The sequence below is a fragment of the Paenibacillus sp. PvP094 genome (genome assembly GCF_040546835.1).
Lineage (GTDB): Bacteria > Bacillota > Bacilli > Paenibacillales > Paenibacillaceae > Paenibacillus > Paenibacillus illinoisensis.
On the sequence record NZ_JBEPOM010000001.1, the window covers coordinates 5,788,511 to 5,809,057 of the forward strand.

The 20,547-nt window shown below is 46.3% G+C and carries 14 protein-coding genes; 3 read left to right on the forward strand and 11 right to left on the reverse strand.

Annotated features, from left to right (window positions below; translation table 11 throughout):
- Nucleotides 1-56: 56 nt before the first annotated feature.
- The 6 genes from ABIC22_RS26210 to ABIC22_RS26235 form a co-directional block, all read right to left on the reverse strand.
- Complete coding sequence (locus tag ABIC22_RS26210; RefSeq protein ID WP_354484923.1) at nucleotides 57-1,700, reverse strand: extracellular solute-binding protein; 1,644 nt, start codon at nucleotides 1,698-1,700, stop codon at nucleotides 57-59.
- 122 nt (nucleotides 1,701-1,822) lie between these two features.
- Nucleotides 1,823-3,481: a response regulator gene (locus tag ABIC22_RS26215; RefSeq protein ID WP_354484925.1), complete on the reverse strand. Its 1,659-nt coding sequence runs from the start codon at nucleotides 3,479-3,481 to the stop codon at nucleotides 1,823-1,825.
- The gene (locus tag ABIC22_RS26220; RefSeq protein WP_354484927.1) at nucleotides 3,459-5,234 is read right to left on the reverse strand and encodes a sensor histidine kinase; all 1,776 of its coding nucleotides are present in this window, start codon (nucleotides 5,232-5,234) and stop codon (nucleotides 3,459-3,461) included. The genes ABIC22_RS26215 and ABIC22_RS26220 overlap by 23 nt, the downstream gene beginning before the upstream one ends.
- A gap of 80 nt (nucleotides 5,235-5,314) precedes the next feature.
- Nucleotides 5,315-6,205 carry a carbohydrate ABC transporter permease gene (locus ABIC22_RS26225; protein ID WP_127535962.1) on the reverse strand — a complete coding sequence of 297 codons (891 nt, stop codon included), beginning with the start codon at nucleotides 6,203-6,205 and terminating at the stop codon, nucleotides 5,315-5,317.
- Nucleotides 6,206-6,220: 15 nt separating this feature from the next.
- Entirely contained in the window at nucleotides 6,221-7,126 is a 906-nt protein-coding gene (locus ABIC22_RS26230) for an ABC transporter permease (protein ID WP_354484929.1), read from the reverse strand.
- Between the two features lie 175 nt (nucleotides 7,127-7,301).
- On the reverse strand, nucleotides 7,302-11,072 hold the full coding sequence (locus tag ABIC22_RS26235; RefSeq protein WP_354484931.1) for an alpha-L-arabinofuranosidase C-terminal domain-containing protein: 3,771 nt from the start codon (nucleotides 11,070-11,072) through the stop codon (nucleotides 7,302-7,304).
- Nucleotides 11,073-11,415: 343 nt separating this feature from the next.
- Between ABIC22_RS26235 and abnB the strand changes: the two genes are divergently transcribed.
- Complete coding sequence (abnB, locus tag ABIC22_RS26240) at nucleotides 11,416-13,818, forward strand: arabinan endo-1,5-alpha-L-arabinosidase AbnB (RefSeq protein ID WP_354484933.1); 2,403 nt, start codon at nucleotides 11,416-11,418, stop codon at nucleotides 13,816-13,818.
- A gap of 146 nt (nucleotides 13,819-13,964) precedes the next feature.
- On the opposite strand, the gene ABIC22_RS26245 is transcribed toward abnB, so the two are convergent.
- The gene (locus ABIC22_RS26245; RefSeq protein ID WP_354484935.1) at nucleotides 13,965-14,519 is read right to left on the reverse strand and encodes a helix-turn-helix domain-containing protein; all 555 of its coding nucleotides are present in this window, start codon (nucleotides 14,517-14,519) and stop codon (nucleotides 13,965-13,967) included.
- A gap of 132 nt (nucleotides 14,520-14,651) precedes the next feature.
- On the opposite strand from ABIC22_RS26245, the gene ABIC22_RS26250 reads away from it, so the two are divergent.
- Nucleotides 14,652-15,230: a LysE family transporter gene (locus ABIC22_RS26250; protein ID WP_354484937.1), complete on the forward strand. Its 579-nt coding sequence runs from the start codon at nucleotides 14,652-14,654 to the stop codon at nucleotides 15,228-15,230.
- Nucleotides 15,231-15,274: 44 nt separating this feature from the next.
- Here ABIC22_RS26250 and ABIC22_RS26255 read toward each other — a convergent pair whose 3' ends face one another.
- From ABIC22_RS26255 to ABIC22_RS26270, 4 genes are all read right to left on the reverse strand, one after another.
- Entirely contained in the window at nucleotides 15,275-16,249 is a 975-nt protein-coding gene (locus ABIC22_RS26255; RefSeq protein WP_354484939.1) for an MBL fold metallo-hydrolase, read from the reverse strand.
- Between the two features lie 35 nt (nucleotides 16,250-16,284).
- Nucleotides 16,285-16,929 carry a protein kinase family protein gene (locus ABIC22_RS26260; RefSeq protein WP_354484940.1) on the reverse strand — a complete coding sequence of 215 codons (645 nt, stop codon included), beginning with the start codon at nucleotides 16,927-16,929 and terminating at the stop codon, nucleotides 16,285-16,287.
- A 290-nt stretch (nucleotides 16,930-17,219) separates the two neighbouring features.
- Nucleotides 17,220-18,701: a DHA2 family efflux MFS transporter permease subunit gene (locus ABIC22_RS26265; RefSeq protein ID WP_153980684.1), complete on the reverse strand. Its 1,482-nt coding sequence runs from the start codon at nucleotides 18,699-18,701 to the stop codon at nucleotides 17,220-17,222.
- Between the two features lie 59 nt (nucleotides 18,702-18,760).
- Complete coding sequence (locus ABIC22_RS26270) at nucleotides 18,761-19,348, reverse strand: TetR/AcrR family transcriptional regulator (RefSeq protein ID WP_153978282.1); 588 nt, start codon at nucleotides 19,346-19,348, stop codon at nucleotides 18,761-18,763.
- Between the two features lie 260 nt (nucleotides 19,349-19,608).
- Here ABIC22_RS26270 and ABIC22_RS26275 point away from each other — a divergent pair, with 260 nt between their 5' ends.
- Nucleotides 19,609-20,532: a LysR family transcriptional regulator gene (locus ABIC22_RS26275; RefSeq protein WP_354484941.1), complete on the forward strand. Its 924-nt coding sequence runs from the start codon at nucleotides 19,609-19,611 to the stop codon at nucleotides 20,530-20,532.
- Nucleotides 20,533-20,547: the final 15 nt, after the last annotated feature.

A 20,547-nucleotide genomic window follows, 5' to 3' on the forward strand; every position in this document is an offset into this window, starting at 1 on the left:
AATCAAGCACCAAAAGTGCCACAATACAAATTCAATTGTACTGTGGCACCTCTTGTTTATTTATTGGCATTAATGACTTCATTGACTTCCTGTGTAATCTGATCTCCGCCAAGTTTTTTCCAGTTGGCCACAAAGTTATCAAATTCATCAATCGACAGGTTGCCATAGATAATCTTCAAAAATGTCTCCGCTCTAAGCTTATCCAGTGTAGCCTGCTTCGTATTCATGGTTCTGGTTGGTGCATATATAAATTCATTCATCACGATCAGGTCATTGTCACGGTAGTACTTAATCACGCCTTGTGAGCTCTCCGGTCCAAAGATGCGTTCCATATGCCATTTATCCAGATTGCCGTTACGGTAATCCATAATATCATCATAGAACAGTTTCGCTTCAAGCCCAAGCCCAGATATGTCTCCCGTTTTCAGGGCCTGTTCCACTTCATCCTGGGCCTTTACGTTTTTGTTGGCAGGCAGATTGGACACCGTTGCATTATGAAAACCAAGCCCGGTTAAACCATTCAAATAATCTGCGCGTTCCTTCTCCGCAGATTCTCCGAACATCTTCTCTGCCTGGAAATTCAGCAGTTTAACGAGTGCTTCCGGATGCTCATACCCTTTGCGGACAGCGAAAATGCCGCCCAGGCTAAGGTGATTTTGCGTTTTGGCTGGCTGATCATCAATGGATTGTACCGGATACGGCATCCAGTCTACGTTCTGATCTTTCTTAATCATGCTGCTAACTTGGAACGGTGCCCATTGCGGCAAAAAGAACATGCCGGACTTCCCTGCGTTCACGTCTTCCATCATTTTCGCAAAATCTTTTACCCCAAATTCGGGATCCAGCACGCCTTTTTGATACAGATTCTGCAGTTCTCTCAAGCCTTCCTTCACTTCAGGCTGGATAGTACCATTCACAACCTGACCCGATGCATCCTTGATCCAGGTTTCGAGATACCCATGATACCCCAGCAGGAACGCATTGATTGGCAAATCCTTGTTCAGCGCGATCCCGTACGTATCATCTTTACCATTGCCATCCGGATCTTCGAACGTGAACGCTTCCGCAATTTGGATGACATCCTGCATCGATTCTGGCGCTTCAAGCCCTACCTTTTTCAGCCAGTCCTGTCTGATCCAAATCATGTCCGATGAATCAAGTGAACCGGGAAAACTCACCATCGCGTAAATCTTGCCATCTTTGGTCACCGGTTTCAATCCTGCTCCGTCTTCTGCAGACATAAATTCCTTGACCAGATCCGATGCGTATTTATCATACACTTCCGTTAAGTCCTCAAGCATGCCCGCTTCATGTAATTGCTCGAACTGCACCGCACTTACTTTCAATACGTCAGGCAAATCTCCGCTTGCAAGGGTCACATTCATTTTATCGTTGTAATTGGCATCCGGCACAATCCAGTCATACGTGACTTCAATGCCGAGCTCGTCCTTGTAACCGCGGGTCCAAATATTGTTCGCGTGTGTATCCCCTTGAGCAAGCGATTCCTTACCCGTTTCGTTCATCGTCGAGGTTAATTTAATTGGCGGGTCATACTTGGTGAGTGGTCCTCCCGCATCCTGCTGGGTACTGGGCTTGGTTTCGCTCTCTGCATTACCAGCACCTGATGAACAGGCTGCAAGAGTCCCTGCCAGGATCATGCTAAGCGATAACAATGAAAGCCTTTTGAATGACATATTCATATGATGAATCCCCCTTTTTGTTCCTCCCGTGAGGTATGTGTACATTGTATAAAGAAAGCGCTATCAGCACGAGTGGATCTCGTTTACATCTGGTATCTTTGATTTACCATTTGACACGTATTTTAACTTTTTTGATCCCTGTACTCCTGAGGCGTGCAGCCGATTGCTTTTTTGAAAAAACGATAAAAGTAATGCTGGTCACTGAACCCGACCTTGGCGGAAATCTCATGCATTTTACACGAAGAACCGAGCAGCAGTTCCTTGCTTCGTTCAATGCGGCGATCATGAATATATTCCGAGATGCCTTTGCCCGTGATTCGTTTATACCAACGAGACAAGTACGAAGGATTGAGAGAGACTTCCTGTGCAATACGGGTAAGAGAGAGATCATCCTCCAGGTGATGCTTGATGTATTGATGGATTGAGATCAAGATTTGAGACTGATCATTCAGCCGGGTATCGCTCCGCTTCGATATCATCCATTCAAAGGCAGACTGATAGAAGATAACGAGTTCGGGCCACGGTGTATGGATATCAAAATGCAGCATGCGGGAGAGACCCATCTCTTCCTTCGCCGGTTCGTATAAACCCAATTCATGAAGCAGTTCAATCAAGATACTCCCTGCTTCGGTGTATACCTTCATTCGAAAGAACGGATCTTGAAGCCCCTCCTTCGAACTCTCAGTCCATTTCTGATATGAAGTTATCCATTCTCTGTCCCCCGCTGCGACATGCTGCTTGACCTGATCCAGATGCAGCGACGCAACCGCCTGCTGGCTCAGTGGGTTTGGTAGCAAGTTCATATCCGGCTGCACTTTGACACGAAGCAGCTTTTCCATCCCGAGTCCAGGTCCTTCATGAATGGATAATCGCAACTGCGCGATGGCCTGATTCAGATCTATCCAAGCTACAGCCTGTTCACTCACCATGATCGACACAGAGAGGTTAAGGCAATCTGCACACGATTGCTGCACAGACTCCAGCGTCCCATAGACAAAGCGAAGCGTTTGCTCCCACTGTTCCTGTGCATTCCCACGATACGCTGTACTTTCCGCAGCTGGCTGGATCAAACAAGCAATGACCTGATAATCCAGATCAATCGCCTTGACTGTCGACTTGTCCTGCAGCAGCTCCTCTGCCACATTGGCCACAGCATACCTGATTAAACTCCGATCGGCCTGCGTCTGATAGTTGTTCCAATCCTCCACCCTTATAATGACCGGAAGAACGAGTTCCCCAGAATGAAAAGGAAGCTGCACGGCATCCAGTTCCTCCTGAAGCGAGGCGACATCATGCCTTTCCGTTCGCTTCATAAGACCGAGCATTAACTGACGCTGCAGCTGGGGCAGGGCTCTGGGCAGCTTGCTGCGGAACCAGGCATTCTGGTACCTGAAATCATTTTCTTCCGAAATTTGAGCCAAAGCGCGTTCTACTGCCGTACGTATATGATTCATGCCCTCCGTCTTGAGGAGATAATCCACCACACAGGGATTACGTATGGCCTGATGTGCATAATCGAATTCATTATGGCCTGTCAGCAGCAATACTTTGCATCTCGGCCATCGGTCCATGATTTTCTCAATGAGCTCCATGCCGTCCATTCCAGGCATACAGATATCGCTAAGCACAACATCCACCTTTACCGAATTCAACCACTCGATTGCTTCGAAGGCAGATTGGGCCTTAATAATCTCCATGTCCTGAAAATTCGCCTTCTGGAAGAAGGCATATAGTCCGTCCAAAATCACCGGTTCGTCATCAACGATCAGCATCCGCTGCATGAGGCAGCTCCCCTTTCCATGGAACATTCACGACAATGCATAAACCACCCAATTCACTACGTCTTGCAGCGAGACCGTAATCTGCACCAAACTTGATTCTCAGCCTTTGGTTTACATTGATAAGCCCCGTAATTTCTTCATCTTCCTGCCGCTGCGCAGGCTCCCCAAAGGACTGATCAAGTTCAGCTAACATCTCATCCGTTAACTGATCACCATCATCTTCAATCCGAATGGACAGCCTGCCGTCTGCGGCCTGATAAGAGAGTTTAAGGATACCTCCCTGACTTCGTTTGGCAAGTGCATGTTCGAAGACATTCTCCACGATTGGCTGAACAATGACTCTCGGAATCGCAATCGATCTGTACACAGGGTTCATATCCTCAATGAGCAATTGTACTCTTGACCCGAATCGGATCTTCTGAATCGCAGCATAGACCATCGCATGGTCTACTTCTTCACCGAGAGAGACTTCTGTCCGAGAGTCACGGGACATATACCTGAAGTACTGACCCAGATAATCGGTAAACTCCTGAATTAATTCAACGTTCTCCACCTCCGCCATCTGTTTAATACTGAACAGACTGTTGTATAGAAAGTGAGGCTGAATCTGGGATTGAAGATGTTTGAGCTCTGCTTCACTCGTTCGTATTCTGGCAACATAATTTTCTTCAATCAAAAGATGTAAGCGCTCTATCATATGGTTGAAACGAGAGTATAAATATCCGAATTCATCCCGTCTTGAGTGCGGAATGCGGGTGTCCGGCTGCCCTTGCTCCGCCATTCTGAATCCTTTGACAAGTGCAGATAACGGCTTGTGGATCGATTTATAAACAGATAATGAGAAGATGATAATAATGACCATTGACATCACCGTTAACATCCATAACCACAGCTTATATCGTTCCAGTGGCGCCTGAAGCACTTCTTCAGCAATACTGGAGGTTAGTGTGAATGAATGATCCGAATCATAGAGAGAGTAATACAAATGATGATCGGAGTGGTATCTCGTTACCTGCAGCGCATCCTGCGATTCCGTTGGAAGCATCTGTAATAGACTTTTAGAGACAGCCTGCTCTGAGGAGGAAATGACGACTTCGTGCTTGTCACCAAAGCTCAGCGTGATATCACTACCGCCCGTTTCCGACAGCTGCTGCAGCCTTTTCTTCAGCTCATCCGCAGATAAGCGTATTCCCAATATAAAATTGGGCGGCTCCTCGTGATTCATATTGTACGGATTGCTCTTCAGGAAATAGAGATCATCTGCCGAAGTCGATAACTCCCCATTCAGATTCCCCATCGTTGCAAGCAGATCTTTCCACTCGTCGTCCTCAACGCTGCGGATGCCATCCACTGCACTTACACGCTTTTGTAGGGCCGGTACATAGTACACGACATCACTGATATATGGGCTTGTCACCATGATCTGACCGAGCTTCTTATGTATGTCGTTCAGACTGGAAGTAATCTCATACCGGCTCATAATGGGCGCTCTCGTGCTAAGTGTGGACATCGGTTCATCGAACGAAAATTCATTGACGAGACTGCTCATTCGTTCCAATTCGAATTGCAGATGATTGTGGTAGAAGTGCAGCTTCGAATCATGCGCATTTTCCACTTCGGTATGCATTTGCTTAGAGCTAGTATGTGTAATTACAATGCTGCTTCCATACAACGGGAGAATAACCAATACAAAAGCAATCATCAGTTTAACCACAATGGAGTTGGTCTTCCAGCTCCCCCCCAATAATCTCATTGCCCCTTCCACTCCTCTCCTCAAGCAGCAAAAAAGGAGCCGGAAATCGGCTCCTCTACTCGGTTTTCCTCCTACCGATCTTATCCCTTTACACTGCCGACAACAAGCCCATGAACGAAATACCGCTGCAGAAATGGATAGACGAGCAGAATGGGAATCACGGATAAAAAAATCTGGGACGCCTGGGTCGTTCGATCGGACACCTGGCTTAACAGCGTTGCATCCTCCAGCGTCATCATTTCACTCTGGATCATCGTCACCTGCTGCAGCATGGATTGCAGATACGTAGCGAGCGGATAATGCTCCGGGCTTTTCATATAGATCATGCCATCAAACCAGGCATTCCAGTGTCCGACCATGGCGAACAGCGTGATGGTTGCGATGCTTGGCAGGGAAATGGGCAGATAGATGCTCCACAGTGTACGGAAATGCCCTGCCCCATCCATCCATGAGGCTTCTTCCAATTCTTTGGGCAATCCTCTGAAGAAGTTCAGCATCAGCAGTACATTGAAGATGGGTACCGCCCCCGGTAATATCAGTGCCCAGATCGAATCCAGGAGACCTGCTTCCTTGACGACCAGATAACCTGGAATCAGCCCTCCACTGAACAGCATCGTGAAAACAAATATCCAGGCATAGAATGTTCTGGAACGAAACCTTGAAGCTTCTTTGGAGAGAGGAAAAGCCACGAGAATTGTAAAGATCAGATTCGTGGCAACCCCCAATACCACACGAAGCAGACTCGTGCCAAACGAGTTAAGGAACTGTTGATTTTCCAAAATGTACTTATAAGACGATAACGTGAAATCCACGGGCCAGAACGTAACATTCCCTGCTTTGACTGCATCACTCGAACTGAAGGATATCGCCAATATATTCACGATCGGAAACAGACAAAGCAAGGCAAGAATCGTCAGGATGACGTAATTAAAACCTAAAAACCAGCGATAGGCTCTCGATGCATGGTGCATGATTCTGCCTCCTTTCTAAAATATGCGATAATTGGCGAACCGATAGGCCAGGAAATAACCAAGTCCGATAAAGATGAATGAAACCACCGACTTAATGAGGCCAAGTGCCGTAGAAACTGAATATTGGGCATCCTGTAAACCGATTCGATAGATCATCGTATCCAGGATATCACCGGATTCATAGACGAGCGGGTTGTACAGATTGAACACCTGATCGAACCCGCCATTAAGTACGTTTCCAAGACTAAGGGTAACCATTAGAATGACAATCGGACGAATTCCGGGCAGCGTAATATGCCAGGTCTGCTTCCATCGCCCTGCCCCGTCCATGACGGCGGCTTCATAGAGAGACTTATCAATGCTGGTCAGTGCTGCCAAATAGATGATGGTGCCAAAACCGAACTCTTTCCATTGATCAGTAATGACAAGTATGTACGGAAACCAATCGTTACTGGCCAGAAATTGAATGGGCTCCATCCCGAGTGCCTTGAGCAGCATATTTACAATCCCACTGCTTGGGGATAACACATCCACGATAATGCCGGCCAGAATCACCCACGAAAAAAAGTGAGGCATATATATTACCGTTTGTATCGTTCGTTTAAATCCGGTTTTGCGTACTTCGTTGAGCAGTAGGGCGACGAGTACCGGAATCACAAGGCCGGATATAATTTTCATTACCGAGATGAATACCGTATTCCACACAACCTGGCTAAACCCCGGAAGATCAAACAGGTACCTGAAGTTATCCAGGCCTACCCAGTTCATGTTCTTAAATCCGGCAATCGGAGAGAAATTCTGAAAGGCGATCGAGAGACCTGCCATTGGAATGTAACCGAATACAATAATGATGATCAAACCTGGCAGAATCATAAGATGAAGCGGAATGTTTCTGATAAATTGTTTGTAGTTGGAACGCATGAGCTGTCTCCTCCTTCAAAATTTATTATAGGAGCAGGCATGCTGATGAAATAGTGTAGGTTATTTACTTTGGGTATCTTCTGTTGACTCTCCATCTGGAAACACAAAAAAACCGCGATTACTCGCGGTTTCTTCATGAATACTGTTCTCTTCCGGGGTAGAAGCATAAAAGAAATTACAAATCCAGAATCAATACATTGACTGAATGAGCGGGCAACTGAAGAATCACGGATTGACCGTCCAGTCCAATCTCCCGTTCCTGTGGAACCACCTTCTCATCATTCTTCTGGTTCACATTCGGAACATGAACCAATGATTGATCTCCGCTGAGTGTGATCAACCGTGCTGCAGATTTCACATTCAGATCCTCAAGATGGACGTGTGTGGCTTTGTCCACGCTATCGGCATTCACCATTTTTACATATACATGCTGCTGATCTCTCGTCACGGAATGGAACACCTCACGGTTATATGCTTCGAGCTTGTAATCCAGCACTTTGCTGGTTGTATGTCCGTCTGTGTAGGAGCAGATCAAGCTCTTCCCTGTAACGCCGCCATAATTGACAGTGATCGTATAATCGGTACCGCTCTCCAGCGTTTCATAATTCGCAGCTCTCAGGTTACCCGCTGCGGAACTTGAAGAATAATCACCGAGAGTATATCCTTCGATACCTTGTTTGTACACTTTTACTCCCGTTGCATCACCACCGTAACCAATCGCATATTCAATGACATCCTTCTTGTCAGATGAAATATCCGTAAGTCCCACGCCAACATAGAAACCGTCATCACCCGCCAAGCGTTTGGTTTCCACCTGCACCTTGTAATTCGTCCATTCTTCATTCAGAAGATATATCCCGTTCAGGCCGCTGGTTTGCCCTTTCAGCACAAGTCCGTTACCGGCTTCAAGTGTATATCCGTTCGAACCAGGAATCAGACCCCACGCCTCACTCAGCTTCGTCTGCTCCCTGAAATCTTCACTCAACAGCACGCTGCCATCCTGATTGGATGTGACCGTAACCCGTTTCACGACGATGTCTGCATTACCGGTTGCAATCTCGATTCCTCCATGCGGGATGAGCTCAACCTGTTTTCCTTTGCTGTACGTCTTAAACGAAGTGCCGACCACTTGATCTCCAACGTATTTCGCAAAAAGGTGCTGAACGTAGTAGTTCGGTGTATACCATACTGTTTCATCGTCAAACCAGATGCAATCCGGTGTCCAGCGATAGGTTCCATCCGTCAGCACTTTATTGAACAATGGCGCATAGGCAGCCAAACGAACGACATCTGCATTGTTCTCGAAGCCGGTCATGATTGCTGCTTCTGCAACGGCACCCGCCAGTGTGTTTTTGTCCGTGGATGCGTACTCTCCGACAAAGACCTTGGAAGTCTCTTTCCAGTTGATTTGCCCATCTTCAAGATATGCCCGATGGTAGTAGTTATAACGATCCACGTTATTCAGCAAGTAATCATTGGAGCGGTAATAGTGTTCGTCTGCAATGGTATCCATGTAATCGTCCTGCTTCTCATACCAGGTTACCGTTTCTTCAATGACCTTCTGTCCATCGGCAAACGCGATTTGGGCCGAACCCGTAAGGTTACCGCTCAGGAACTTCCAGCCTTGTTGGTATGCATCATCGTCCGCTTGTGCACCAACAGTTGAAATAATATGCAATTCATGATCCGGATAGTTTAGCTTCATATATTCATCAATGGATGCTTTGAACACTTCAAAGTTGGCGAAAAATTCGGTTCCCCAGTTCTCGTTCCCTACACCAAGGTAGCGCAGATCGAACGGCTCAGGATGCCCCATTTGGCTTCGTATTGCGGCCCATTCGTTATGTTCAACATCTGTACTCAGGGCAAAATCGATCAAATCAGTGAAGTTTTTGATGTAATATTCTCTTAATGCGCCGCCAGCCGGATGTGCATAATCCGAACGTGCCTGACACAGAACTCCACAGGCCATAACGGGAACCGGAGCAGCATTCAAATCTTCCGCGAGCTGGAAGTACTCCATGTATCCAAGCCCCATCGTCATCATGTAACCCCAGACATTGTAGTTCTCTTTGCGCAGCTCAACCGGACCAACAGAATCCTTCCAGTCGTACACATTATCCCATATGAAGGACCCTTCCGAGATGCAGCCTCCCGGAAAGCGCAGAAACTTGGGGTGCATATCAACGAGAGCCTGAACCAGATCCTTTCTCAGTCGATAGTTCGGATTTCCCTTGTAGTTAGCGTGTGCTGATGTGGAAATGCCGGCTTCATCAGGAACTGCGCCCCATACGTCCCGTGGGATCAGAGATACCATATCGATGGAAATATCTCCTTCAAACGTAAGCGCGAGCTGCCCAAGGGCTGTCTCTGTTCCGGTAAGAACAAGAGCCTGATTTCTCGTTTCCAAATCCACCCTGACTGCACCATACTTTTTCCAGGTACCTCCTCCATCTACATGAACCTTGACGGAATCACTAATTACAGTTTCCGAGCCATCCTGTAGTTGTATGGTTATCGTACCGGCCGAATTTGCCTTTGCCCAGATGGTGAAGTCGTATTGTTCACCTTTTTTGATGGACATGGCACAATGCTGATTGGTATCGGAAAAACCGCGATTTCGTATCGTTGCTCCATCCTGAACCGTCACATAGTAAGCATTTGCATCCGGGTCTTCGAGTTTGAAGTGTTCATTCAATCCACCTTCGTGATGCACATTCATTTTGCTGGTATCGCCAGACCAGGCGAATAATGGATCCCGGTTCCTCCCCGTCGAACATCCGCATTCACCGGAGGTATGTGAGTATGTATCAAATGCAAAAGATTCAAATGAACGATTCTGAACCAGCTCGGCATAGATTCCGCCATCCGCCGCATTGTTAATATCCTCGTAGAACAGACCGTACATGACCTCACTAATATCAGCGACTTGCTGATCGCCGTGGATTGTTATGGTATAAGGCGGCAGCTCCTCCGGCAATACGGATACGTCAAAACTTTTACTCAGCGTGCTTTCACCTTTACTCAAAATTGCACTCAGGCTTGCTTCCTGTGCCGAGGTAATAGACTGCACTTTCCCATCATGTGACAGCACTTCAGGACAATTGGACTGCCAGTGGACCTTCACTTTCCCACCTAGGAGGTCAACAGGCAGCGAAATATTCTTCGTAATGATTCGGGTCGGAAATGACAAATATTTATCTCCTGCCAACGTAACAATCTCATCATCGGTTAATGATTCACACATGACTTCGATGACTTCATCCATCGTTAATCCAGCCTGATATATCCGAAAATCGGACAGTGATCCGGCAAAATCCACATCGGCTGCATACTGAGAGCGACCAATGTAATTCTGGCTGTAATTGGCCGAATCTGTGAAGGAATCGAACCATCTGCGCAGCTGCGCATAATTACCACTGGACGTCTGACTGATGGACCCATCCGCTATTTTCTCTCCATTCACATAGACGATCGGTCCAGCACTGCTAAGCGTACCTCCTTGAGTACCAGCTACCGACAAAGCTATATGCATCCATTCCCCTGTAGCAAATCCTCGGCCCGGATCCACAACCAGATCCCCTTCGGCAGACATCGTTCCTCTCAGCTGTCTCGTCAAAAACAGATAGGGGCCCTGTTCTCCTTTTCCAAAGTCAAAAATGCGTTCCCACACATTGGAGCCCTTGTTCAGATGTACCCAGGCTGCCACAGTGATGCCTGTTTTATCGCTTACATTTTGAAATAGATCTGAAGGTAACTGAAGATACGATGTCCCATTCTCCCCCCCTGCAAAAGTAGCCGCATTCCTTCCACTCACTCTCGTCACCGATGGTACCGAATGACCTCCAGCAATGCCATCCTTGCCTTGGCCGGAATAATCCTTACCGATGTTGCCCGCATCCTCAAACTTGTAATGTGCAATAATTTGATCTTGATAACTGCTCATCATTATGCCTCCTATGTAGATCATCAATTAATTCATGAATATATGAATCATTAATATATTTATAAATATCTTGTATACTCGTTATAGTACTCATTTCGAATTGGATTTTCAACTAAAAACTTCAAATCGGTAGTAAATTCAAAATAAATTCATACTTTAGTCATTCATTTCGCTTTTTATAACTCGTTTCAACAACATGGTTTACAAAAATATAAATTAATTGATATTATAGCAAATGTAAGCGCTTGATTCGAGCATTAACTGAAAGGAGGACTGCACTACCACGTTCATCTTTGTATTTTTAACTTGTTTAATAATTTGTGAATGAAGAAAGGGGACACGTATGAAGCGTTATTTGGTCATTGCACTTAGTACGGCATTGCTCTCTACTCCAGCTCTTTCGCCAGTCTCCGCTTTGGCGGACAATACAGCCACAACAGCTATCAATTCGCAAAGTTCCACCATATCGAACAAAACTCAGGTACCTGAGTTTAAGAACGTTTCCGTTCATGATCCTTCTGTCATCAAGGTAGATGATACGTATTATGTATTCGGCTCACATCTACAGGTGGCCAAGTCCAACGATTTAATCAGCTGGGATTCCGTCGCTTCAGGCGTTACGGATGACAATCCCGTCGTTCCCAATGTAACCAAGGAATTCGCTGAAGCTCTGCAATGGGCTCAGACGGATACGCTCTGGGCAGCAGACGTCATTCAACTGGCAGATGGCAAGTTCTATATGTATTACAATGCCTGCAAAGGGGATTCTCCCCGGTCTGCCCTTGGAGTCGCCGTAGCTGACAACATTGAAGGCCCATACAAGGATCAGGGACTTTTGCTGAAATCAGGCATGTGGGATGAAATTAGCGAAGATGGCACCATCTATGATGCGACCAAACATCCCAACGTGGTCGATCCGGATGTATTTTTTGATAAAGACGGCAAGCTCTGGATGGTGTACGGATCTTACTCCGGAGGGATTTTCATTCTGGAAATGGATGAGACAACCGGCAAACCACTGCCTAATCAAGGTTATGGCAAGAAGCTGACCGGAGGCAACCACAGCCGAATTGAGGCCCCTTATATGCTCTACAGTCCCGAAACCGATTATTATTATCTGTACTTGTCTTATGGTGGACTTGATGCTGTCGGTGGATATAACATTCGTGTGGCCCGTTCCAAGACTCCGGATGGCCCCTTCTACGATGCTGAAGGCAACGATATGATCAAGGTTATGGCAGATAAGAATAAGCCGTTGTTTGATGACGAATCCATTGAGCCATATGGCGTGAAACTGCTCGGAAACTACCTGTTCGAGAGACAGATCGGCGACCCCGGCATCGGCCAGGGGACAGGATATGTATCTCCTGGACACAACTCCGCTTATTATGATGAAGAGACCGGCAAGCACTTCCTCATCTTCCACTCCCGCTTTCCGAATCGCGGAGAAGAGCATGAAGTACGGGTTCATGAGATGCATATGAACTCCGAAGGATGGCCTGTCGTCTCTCCTTACCGCTATGCAGGTATCGAGAGTGATGCGGTACAAGTGACGGAACAAGATGCTGTTGGTTCTTACAAATGGGTCAATCACGGGAAGGATATCACAGCCGAGATCAAGCCGTCCCAGATCATTCAATTTGCGGCAGGTGGCCAGATTACTGGTGCCGTTACAGGGACATGGAGCCTCCTGGAGGACAACAAGGTACGAATAACGACCAATAATGTGGAATACGAAGGTGTCTTCACCCAGGAATGGGATGCGGAATCCCAGCAGAACGTGCTGACCTTCAGTGCACTCTCTTCATCCGGTGTAGCCGTCTGGGGAAGTCAGATGAACGCTATGAAGGATCAGGATGTGGTACAGGCGGTGAAAAAGGATCTGACCATTGGAAATACGGAGAATATTTTCTATGACCTCTCCCTTCCCACCACAGGTACACGTGATAGTCAGATCACATGGAAATCATCTCTCCCCTCTGTCCTATCGGCTGATGGAGCAGTAAATCGGCCACGCAGCGGCAAAGGGGATGCCAAAGTAAAATTGACCGCAACAATCCAAAAAGGAACGGCCACAGCCAGCAAAACGTTCCAAGTGACCGTGCCTGAACAGGCAGCTGGCCCACTGCTGGGCGAGTATACGTTTGACAACAAAAAACACGCTAAAATCGTACAGGATTCGAGTAAAAACGGTTATCATGGCCAGGCCTTTAATGTAGTAAGCTCAGCAATTGGCACGAAGAATCAGGCTGCTGCTTTTAACGGAAAAGACAGCTACATTCAACTGCCTGGACTCCTCACAGACACAACAGACTTCACCTTCAGTGCCTGGGTAAACTGGGACGGGGGCGGAGCCTGGCAGCGTATTTTCGATTTCGGCAATGGTTTGACTAAACATATGTTCCTAACGCCAGCCCAGCATACTGGCGCTCTCCAATTTACCATCCATGATCAGGGTCGTGATCAGAGTCTAATTGCGGCTGAAGCGCTGCCTACAAACCAGTGGGTTCATGTCGCTGTCACGTTGCAAGGAGACACAGGCACGTTGTATGTAAACGGTAAATCGGTTGCGAGCAGCGCTGAAATCACATTCAACCCGAAGGATCTACAAGCTTCGGAAGCCTATCTGGGCAAGAGCCGATATGCTGCCGATCCGTTCTATCAAGGCAAAATGGATCAGGTTAGAGTGTATGACAAAGCGCTAAGCGCCAAAGAAATCCAGCGTCAAGCAGAAGTCCAGCCTTGAACAGTTGAACTCAATTCCCCCTCAATATCTTAATGAAGTAGATAATTCCACGTAAAGTAGCCGGGCTTGACTGGCTACTTTATTTTTTGTTGCATGGACATCTAACAATCAACCTCAACAGCTACTGACTCGCGCCGACTTCTTATTTACCGGGGATAATGGATAACCATGCTTAATCGGTTCTCTGAAACTCCAGAGTTTATATAACGATGCGGCTTGTCTGCTCGAAAGCGAATAGACTCTCCCCGCTTCACCTTAAGATCTTCTCCCCCGACATGAATCGTCATTTCCCCTTCAAAGACGGTAATAAACTCCTCTGTTCCGTCAATGTGCGGCTCTGCACTCCATGAAGCTGCCTCATCCATCTCCAGGACATACATTTCGAACCGACGGCCCTCTTCAATGGGAAAATGCGGATAAATCCGTACTCTTCCGTTTTCCTCCGTTAACACGTGAATATCATCAACCGTCACGATCGACGCATCCGATTTCGGCTCATGAATCAATGCGGTGAACGACACTTTGAGGCCGTTTGCAATTTTCCAGACGGTTGCGATGGAAGGGTTCGATTCTCCCCGTTCAATCTGACCTAACATGGTCTTGCTGATCCCTGACATTTCGGCAACTTTATCCAAACTAAGCTTTCTTTGCTCCCGGATCTGCTTCAGATTTTGAGCAAGTACAACGTTGATATTTTCCAACCTGTAACCACCTCTTTAAAAAATCGGTATTGTGCAATATATAGTCCATGTCGTACAATGATAACGCACAAACGTTATAACGTACATTTTATGCAATTATAGCACACAACAAACTTTTTGCGGAGGACAATCATGATTATCCCTTTATTGACGTATGCCATTGTCGCATCATTTACACCGGGTCCCAATAACATTATCGCCATGACCCAAGCTAGACATCGGGGATTTGCCAAGACGTTGCCTTTTATTGGTGGAGTAGCCGCGGGTTGCCTGCTGATTATGTTTCTATCCAGTTATTTCAATCTCGTTCTGCAACAGTATATTCCGAGAATCAGACCCGTTTTGAATATATTGGGATGTGTCTATCTGATCTATCTGGCATTCAAAATTATGCGTAGTACGTCTGCACACCAGGAAGACACTCGCACCAATCCCTATTCATTTTGGTTTGGCTTCACTCTACAGTTCATGAATCCCAAAGTCATTTTGTATGGTTTAACCGCAATCTCGGTGTTTGTTTTGCCGCTTGCCCAGTCACATGCTCACATGATGATATTCTCTGTATTGTTAACGATTGTGGGGATCAGTGCCAATATGACATGGGCGTTATGCGGGGTGATATTTCAGAGTGTACTCGTGAGATATGAGCGTCCATTTAATATGGTTATGGGCATCCTCTTAATTTGTAGTGCAATTTCAATGTTAAAATAAACAAAAAGCGTCCACTCATGTGCTGAGTAGACGCTGTAAGATTACTAAAAGCCGGATTTCCACCAATGTTCCGTTGGATAAATTCCGGTACGGATCTGAACCTTTTCTCCAATCTTCGGAGTTGTGATATCGATATTTGCGCCGCGTGCTGCCTGGGTAATCCGTTCAACCGGATCGGTCCAAGCATGGTAGGCTAGGGTGAATGCTCCCCAATGAATGGGAATGAGCAGCTTTCCTTTTACATCCAGATGGGCTTGTACGGTTTCTTCCGGCATCATATGTATGTTGGCCCATCGTTCGTCATATTGTCCACATTCCATCATCGTTAAGTCGAATGGCCCATACTTGTCACCGATCTCCTTGAAATGAGGTCCGTACCCGCTGTCTCCACTAAAAAACACCTTTGTCTCGTGTCCGGAGATCACCCATGAGCACCATAGCGTGGAGTTACGATCGAATAATCCTCTCCCCGAAAAGTGCCTTGCAGGCGTGCATGCCAGTGTCAGGCCCTTGAACGGAAGCTCATCCCACCAGCCATGCTCAGTAATTTTATCTGAAGGCACACCGATTTGAATCAAACGCCTACGTACGCCAAGCGGTACGATAAACCGTTCGGTTTTATTCATCAATCTACGGATGGAGGAATAATCCAGATGATCATAATGATCATGAGATAAGATGATGGCATCCAGTGGGGGAAGATCTTCTGGCGAAACTGGCAAATTAACGTTGTAGCGCTTCGTCCCCACCCACGATACCGGAGATGGACGGTTACCCAGCATGGGATCAAAAAGCAATCGGGTTCCTTCCATTTCAAGCAGAAAAGCCGAATGTCCGAACCATGTCACTTGCGGATGATCATCAATGTTTACCGTTTCGATAAACTCACTTTTCACTATCGGTATATGACTCATAGGTCTTCGTTCCTGACCACTCTTAAGGGAATCCCGAAGCATGCTCAGCATAGCCTTCAAGCTCATATTCATCGATGTTGGAATCTGATTTTCGTATTTGGTCATCTTATTACCTTCTGTTCTTCATAATGGCTGGTTCACTATGAAATAATGGATTCATTCTCCTGGGATTGAAACTGCTCCAAAGCGTGCTGAACTTCTGAAGCTGCAAGGCCGTGCCGAAACAGATATTCCTGTAATTCCTTTACTTCGGCTTCATCACCAGCTTGAACGCCATTGATTTTACGGATCATAGCTTCTTCCATACCTTCCCGCTCGGGTCCTGCAGGCTCACATAGCCAAAAATCAGTTCTTTTCACATGTCCCTCGTGGGTCCAGAGCAAATTTTCATAACGTATCACATCCCAATCCCGATAGCCAGACTGAATCTGCTGAAGTTCGGAATATAACATATCGTAGATCAGGTTGCACGGAATATGTCCGAAGTACTTTCGATACTGTCTCAGATTATATCCATCAATCCATTCGGTCAAGATAAAATGTCCTGGAGAGTAGGCATACAGTTTGGGGACATGGCGGTTGCCTTGCATGGACATGATGGCTTCGCTCTCGAGTTCTCCACCGATCTTCCCACGCTTGGTGTACACTTTGAGGCAGTATTCCTGTACTTTATAGACGACAGACTGTTTTCCCAGCAGCGAAGCCTGCATGTTCAGATGCCCGTTCCGTTCATAGCGCAATAGCATATCTTCCAGATGTGGTGGTAATGGTTGAATGATTTTCATAAAAGAGTTCTCCTTGATCGATTATCAGAGCTAAAACGTTTTCCACTTTGTGATGAATCTTACTTCACTTCACTTATTATTGTCGCTAAACTAGACGTTGAACATATCCAATTTCGCCAGAACATGAACTATTTGCTTTCATATTTATATATGTGACTTTTGACGTACTGCAGCTGATCTTTTCCACTCTAATGGATGGAACCCGTTACATGTCAAGGTGTCAAAATATAAAAAAACGATGTCCCCCAGCCGCACTGGAAGAACATCGTTTAATGTTGCGTGATATTGAATTAATGCATAGGGCCTTGTTGACCTTGTTGTGATCCAACCTTCACCCGTTTAACGAAGAAAGAGATCACCAGACCAATCACGGCAAGAACCAGTGCAAACACAAATGCATTCTGTACCCCTGATGTGAAACCAGCGAGCTGGTTTTCCGGGCTCTCCGGGTTAGTTACATTGCTCAAGAAGCGAGTCTGACCCGCGCTCAGAATACTTACGGCAACCGCAGTACCGATCGCACCGGATACTTGCTGTAATGTATTCATGATCGCTGTGCCGTGAGGATAATACTCTGGCGGCAGCTGGTTCAAACCGTTCGTTTGAGCAGGCATCATAATCATGGAAATCCCGATCATCATGAACACATGCATCGTAATGATTGTTCCCAAAGCCGTTGTTGGCGTGATGCCAGTGTACATGAACAGTACAACAGCCACGATCGCCAGGCCAATGATAACGAGCCATTTGGGACCAAATTTATCAAACAAACGTCCCATAACCGGAGACAGGAATCCGTTCAGCAAGCTACCCGGCAGCAATACCAGACCTGCAGTCAGTGCTGTAACAGCCATACCTTGCTGCAGATACATTGGAAGGATCAGCATGGAAGACAACATCATCATCATACAGATGAAGATCAGGATCAAACCGATCGTAAACATTGGATATTTGAAGGCGCGCAGATCCATCATTGGCTGCTTCATCCGCAACTGACGGATGCTGAACAGCAGCAAGGACAATACTCCGACAACCAGAGTAATTACCACAACAGGGCTGGTCCAGCCTCCGCCTGTTTCCCCATGTCCTCCCGCGCTGCTGAATCCATATACAATACCGCCAAAACCGAGGGTAGACAATATAATGGAGATTACATCAATTTTCGGCTTGGTCAGTTTTGAAATGTTCGGCAAGAACAGCAGACCACACACCAGCGAGATAATGAAGAACGGCAAGGAAATCCAGAAAATCCAGTGCCAGCTCAGATTAGCCAAAATCAATCCGGAAATACTCGGACCACTCGCTGGAGCAAACATGATTACGAGACCGATTAATCCCATGGCAGCACCACGTTTTTCAATCGGGAAAATAACCAAAATCGTGTTAAACATCAATGGCAGCAACAGAGCTGTACCTACAGCCTGCAGTACCCTTGCAACCAAAAGCAGTTCAAAACTTGGTGCGATTGCAGCAACAAGGGTTCCCGCAATCGAAAATATCAGAGACGTTGTAAACAACTGTCTTGTTGTAAACCATTGTAATAACATACCGGAAACCGGCACCAAAATACCCAGTACGAGCAGATAACCTGTCGTCAACCATTGAATCGTTGTAGGTCCAACTTCAAGCAGGGTCATCAGCGGCGTCAGTGCCACATTAAGCGCTGTTTCACCGAACAGACCAATGAATCCGCTCAATAGCATTGCGAATAATATGGGCAGTACCTTATATTGCTTTGTTTCTTCTTGGTCCTGTACAGAACCAGCCTTCATGGAAACCTCCACGATCCATCCTCCTCAAACGTTATAACTGTTTCTCTCTTTGTGCAGACTTATTGAATCCCTCTGGCATTCTTAGCCACACTTGACAAATAATCAGCAGCCGTCAGCAGAGGCTGTTTATCCTGATTGGTCAGACTGATAATCAGTGCTCCCTCCATTAAAGAGATGACCAAAAGACCCGTTTCTCGTGCTTTCTCCTCACCAACGCCCTCCATCATCAGATGTTTCGTAATGATGTTCTGCCAATTGGCGAATACACCCTGGCATGCCACACGCAGTTGATGACTGATACAGGAAGTCTCCACGGCTGCCCAAAAGCTGAATGGCAGAAACCCCGTGAAACCAGCCGCTTCCGTTTCATCAGCCATGTCATGAATAAATCTCTGGATGGCATCTCCTGTGGTCTCATGGGCTGCGAAGGTATCCTCGAATTTCTGCATGATGTGTTCATTGGCTTTCTGGATGCACTCGTGAGCGAGTTCTTCCTTGCCGTGCGGAAAATAATGATATAACGATCCTTTTGGCGTACTGCTCTCCTTAATAATCTGATTAAGACCGGTCGCATGATATCCTTGTGAAAAAAACAGTCTGGCTGCTGTGCTGACAATTTGTTCTTTAGCATTAGACTTTTCACTCAATGGAGCCACTTCCTTAATCTGAATTATAACAATCGGTCTACATAATTAAACCCGTTTCCAGAAGTACTGTCAACAACTTTATCAAAGAAATGTTATGGAACCGCTAACAGTTCACACGGCCCAACAAATAAAAAGAAATTGTCCTTGATATGTGTCTAAATTAATAATATCCTATTGGAATAGTACACATTAAATTTATACATTTGCCACAATGGGCTCCTAACACAATAACTACGAATAGAAAGGTGTTTGCTATGGAAATGCGAATGATCAAGACCTTTCAGACCATTGTCAAACTGGGAAGTTTCCAGCAAGCTGCTGAAGCTTTGCAGTACTCGCAACCTGCTATCACGCTGCATATCCAGAAGCTTGAGGCCGATCTTGGAGTGAAATTATTGGACAGAGGGAAAAAGATTAAGCTGACGGAAGCGGGAAAAGTATTTTTCGCCAGAGCGGATATGCTAATTCGAGAATATGAATATCTGACCAATACCATCTCTGACATTCAACAGGGACAAGCGGGGATTGTCCGAATTGGGGTATCTGAACCGACGGCCAGTCACCGGCTTCCGGCCATACTTTCTTCATTTGTTGAGCAGCACCCTAAAATTAAACTCAGCGTTCGGATCGGGGATAGTAAACTTCTTAATGAATTACTGATCGACGAGCAGCTTGATTTTGCTGTTTGCCCGTCACCTGAAACCAGTCTGGAGACAGAGTTTCAGCCTTTGTTATTCGAGCCCATGGCATTACTACTTTATCAAACTCATCCTCTTGCTCAGCTCAGTGAGATTCAACTGGAAGATCTGAAGGGTCAACAGTTTCTGTTCACACCCCCCAATTGCCCAATTCGTATCCGAATTGAGCAGCTGCTTGCCGAGAAAATCAACAGTAACTATCAGGGCATTGAAATAAGCAATATCCGTTCCCACAAATATTATGTACAAGCCAAATTGGGCATAACGATCGCTCCTATTGCGACCATCTGCCCTCCAATTTCAGGAACGGTGATCCAACCCATTGCCGATTTGAATGTCGGTCCCATTGTAGGTGTGTTACGTAAACGCAACACCCCACTTGGTTCCGCGAGTGAGAAGCTGATTCTGGATATTCAGGCGGCTCTGCTTCAGAACAATTTATACATCCCGGAGTTTGAGCTTCCTTCACAGCTGGCCATGCCTTAGAAAGCACTTCATGTT